The sequence below is a fragment of the Pedobacter namyangjuensis genome (genome assembly GCF_003313325.1).
GTDB classification, from domain to species: Bacteria; Bacteroidota; Bacteroidia; order Sphingobacteriales; family Sphingobacteriaceae; genus Pedobacter; species Pedobacter namyangjuensis.
This window is the reverse complement of the sequence record NZ_QMHQ01000002.1, coordinates 638,568-642,485: the sequence shown is the minus strand read 5'-3', so window position 1 is coordinate 642,485 and position 3,918 is coordinate 638,568. Positions and strand designations below refer to the sequence as shown.

The following is a 3,918-nucleotide window of genomic DNA, read 5'->3' as shown; positions in this document are numbered from 1 at the left end:
CTAGCAATGAAACAATATATGAAAAAGATAATATCGATACTTACGTTTTTGCTACTTGGTAGTACAATTTCGAAAGCCCAACAAGATGCACAATACAGCCAATACATTTTTAACGGCATTTACATAAACCCAGCCTATGCAGGTTACAAAGAGGTTCTTAACCTGCATAGCTTTTACCGTACGCAATGGACAGGCGTAACTGGAGCTCCAAAAAGTTTCAGCTTTGCTGCAGATGCCATTGCTAATAATGGTAATGTTGGTCTTGCATTCCAAGTTGCTAGTGATGTTTTGGGCGCTCAAAAAAACCTTATGGCCTATGCTAGTTATGCCTACCGACTAAAGTTAAATGACGAAGGTTCGTCGCGTTTAGCTTTGGGAGTTAGCGCCGGGATAATGCAATTAGGATTGGATGGCTCGATATTAGATCCAAATGATAGGGAAAGTCGACAGCCGTTTGGCATGGAAAGAGCATTACTGCCCGATGCCCGTTTTGGTGTGTTTTTCTCTAACGACAGGTATTTTGCCGGATTTTCTGCAGATAACCTAATCTCGAGTGCCATAGATGTAACAAGATACGCTTACGTACCACAGCCAGCGGTTCATTACTATCTTACCGCCGGAGCATTGGTGCCAATAAATGAAAGCATACAGTTGCGACCTTCATTTTTAATTAAAGATGATAAAAAAGGACCAACTAGTTTAGATTTAAACATGTTCATGATTTTGTCTGAAAGGTTTTGGCTTGGGGGCTCTTATCGCTCTGCAATAAAGTTATACGAAAAGAATAATTTGCAGGATAATCTAAATGCGAGAAACTCTGTAGTTGGTGCTTTGCAACTATTTCCAACCAGAAATTTAAGAATTGGTTATGCTTATGATTTTGCAACTGGACCTTTACAAGGTTATGCAAGTGGCACACATGAGATCTCGGTAGGCTACTCATTTGATAAAAATAAAGTAAGAATGGTTTCACCTAGGCAGTTTTAAGGCATAGTTATGATTAATAGAATTAAAATTTTTACGCTGATGTTTGCCGGGATAACGTTGTTGTTTGTTTCTAATGTTGGGGCGCAATACGCTGTTAAATTAGCAGATAGTGAGTTTGAATTATACAATTACAGCAAAGCCATTGATGTTTATAAAAAGGCGTACAAACAGAAACAAACTTTGCATACAGCGCAACAACTTGCAAAATCATATGCTGTAATTAGAGATTATGAACAGGCAGAAGAATGGTATGCCAAAGCCCTAACACTACCGAATAGCAGTTCAGAAAATTTGCTTGGCTACGCAAAAGCACTACAAAGTAATGGGAAATTTGCTGAGGCCAAAACTAAATTCGAAGCCTATTTTGCTGCGGATAAAAATGCTTCGGCTGTACAACGGGAACTATACCTAGCTTCTTGCGATTTTGCCATAAAAGCTATGGCAAACCCCAAAAATGTTACGGTAGAAAACCATGCTCACCTTAACTCCGAAAACTCAGATTGGGGTCCGTTTGACTACAAAGATGGTGTGAGTTTTACTTCTGATAGATCTGCGAAAGTTCATGTAAATAATGAAACAGCTCGTTCTTTTTTAAAATTTGATAGAAGGTTGGAACTGCCTAGCGAAGATTATAACGGCTGGACGGGCACGAAATATTTAAGATGGTTTTTTAAAGATGGCCAAGATGATCTCAAACTTTTTCCGGTAAAAACCAACACCAATTACCATGTTGGTTCGGCTAGTTTTACAGCAAATGCTGATCAGGTTTATTTTACGTTAACCAGAATACCAGAAACCATTACAAAAGTTAAAAACGAACCAAGTACAATTCATGTAGAAACTTACTTTGCTGTTAGAGATAAGGATGGCAATTGGTCTGAACCGGTATCTTTTCCGTTAAATAATGTAAATGAATACTGTATCGCCGACCCATTTATCAGTCCAGACGGGAATACCTTATATTTCTCATCTGACATGCCTGGCGGAAAAGGTGGTAATGATATTTATCTGGTTAAGAAGAATGCCGACGGGACATGGGGAATACCACAAAATCAAACTGCTATAAATACCATTGGAAACGAACGTAGTCCTGCGCTGGATGCAAACGGTAAGCTCTTTTTTGCTAGCGATGGCCGAGTTGGTTTGGGCGGATTGGATATTTATTTTTTAGAAACCAGTGGTGATATAGTAAATTTAGGTTTCCCTGTAAACTCACCAAGGGATGATTTTGCCTTTTTCTTAAATGCTAACGGCAACATTAAATATTTATCATCCGACAGAAGTGGTGGTGCCGGAAGCGATGATATATACTTTGTAGAAGATAAAAAACAGATACTTCCTGTTAAAGAAGATTTGGTAGCTAAGCCGGCTCCAGATAGAGTAAAAGTAGAAAGGCCGAAAGACCAATTTATCATCAAAAACATCTACTATGATTTTAATAAGTTTAACATCAGGCCAGATGCCGCAATAGAATTAGATAAGATTGTAACTATTCTAGAAGATTATCCGGAACTGAATATAGAATTGGGCTCGCATACCGATAGTAGAGCAAACGATGCCTATAACTTATGGCTTTCTAACCAAAGAGCTAAAGCTGCGGTAGAATATTTGATAGAAAAAGGTATTGCCAAAAACAGATTGACTTGGAAAGGTTACGGCGAAACCCAATTGCTAAACAGATGTGCAAATGACGTAAATTGTCCTGCAGAAGACCATCAGGTTAACAGGAGGACAGAGTTTAAGGTGATTAGATAGATGTAATGGTTAAGCGAGATTTCGTTTTAGAAGTCTCGCTCACCTTAAAATACCGATTTATCAATAATTATTAGTTTTCGTATTTCTGAATATTGATTATTTAAGTATTGAAATATATTTCATTAGTAAATCATTATCTTTGATTTTTGCAAGTTAATGAGTTCGATAACCATCAAAGAATTTTATAAGGATATTTTAGGAGAAAGCTGTCCAGATATCAATCAATTCCTTAATGATAATATTAATAAGGATGTGGGGCACTTCAATGTTTTCGATATTTCGGAGATTTACAAAACGTGTTCATCGAAAACTGGAATGCCTTATAACAGGAGAACTTATTATAAAATAAGTTTGATTAATGGCAAGAACAAGGTAGAATATGCAGATAAAACTGTCGATATCGAAGATTGTGCGGTTCTATTTGCTTCTCCAAAAATCCCTTACAATTACACGCACCTTGATGCGGAACAGTCTGGACAGTTTTGTGTGTTCACCAAAGATTTTTTACCAACTTCTAAAACCGGGTTTGAAATAGACAATCTTCCTGTTTTTTCGCCACATAGTGATTTTGTGTATCAAATCTCCACCGAACAATTCAAAAAATTTGAAGATATTTTCTTGAAAATGCACGACGAGATTCAATCTGATTATATGTACAAATATGATTTATTGAGGAATTATCTGATGGAATTGATTCATCTAGGTCAGAAATTAAAACCAATTCTTCCCGTAGAAAATAATAAAACCGCCGCTTCTAGAACTACAACGCTGTTTATCGAATTATTAGAAAGGCAATTTCCCATTGAAAATATTAGTCACCTTTTAAGATTAAAAACACCAGCGGATTTTGCAGGCATTCTGGGCGTTCATGTTAACCATTTGAATAAGGTTTTAAAAGACACAACCGGAAAAACAACTGGAGAAATTATTGGAAGCCGTGTGTTTCAGGAAGCTAAAATGCTACTTACACAAACTAAATGGAACATTTCTGAAATTGCATTTACCTTGGGATTCGAAGAAGTGGCGCACTTTTCTAATTTCTTTAAAAAGCACAGTAAGCAATCTCCACAACATTATAGAGAATTATCGGTTGTTTGATTTTTACAAATATTCATTTGATTTGTGCAAATTACCGAACATGTTAAATTTCCAACTTTGTTTTATCATTTAAAAAAA

3 protein-coding genes are annotated in these 3,918 nt (G+C 36.5%); all 3 read left to right on the top strand.

What is annotated here, in order from left to right:
- Positions 1–18: 18 nt before the first annotated feature.
- The 3 genes from DUT69_RS09980 (at position 19) to DUT69_RS09970 (ending at position 3,840) form a co-directional block, all read left to right on the top strand.
- Positions 19–987 (top strand): PorP/SprF family type IX secretion system membrane protein, encoded by a 969-nt coding sequence (locus tag DUT69_RS09980; RefSeq protein WP_113653456.1) that lies wholly within the window; start codon positions 19–21, stop codon positions 985–987.
- Between the two features lie 9 nt (positions 988–996).
- Positions 997–2,742: an OmpA family protein gene (locus DUT69_RS09975; RefSeq protein WP_240186690.1), complete on the top strand. Its 1,746-nt coding sequence runs from the start codon at positions 997–999 to the stop codon at positions 2,740–2,742.
- A gap of 156 nt (positions 2,743–2,898) precedes the next feature.
- On the top strand, positions 2,899–3,840 hold the full coding sequence (locus DUT69_RS09970; RefSeq protein WP_113653080.1) for a helix-turn-helix domain-containing protein: 942 nt from the start codon (positions 2,899–2,901) through the stop codon (positions 3,838–3,840).
- Positions 3,841–3,918 lie beyond the last annotated feature (78 nt).

Coding starts and splice junctions, on each gene's coding strand:
- DUT69_RS09980 (WP_113653456.1), top strand. CDS start 19: ATGAAAAAGATAATATCGATACTTACGTTTTTGCTACTTGGTAGTACA.
- DUT69_RS09975 (WP_240186690.1), top strand. CDS start 997: ATGATTAATAGAATTAAAATTTTTACGCTGATGTTTGCCGGGATAACG.
- DUT69_RS09970 (WP_113653080.1), top strand. CDS start 2,899: ATGAGTTCGATAACCATCAAAGAATTTTATAAGGATATTTTAGGAGAA.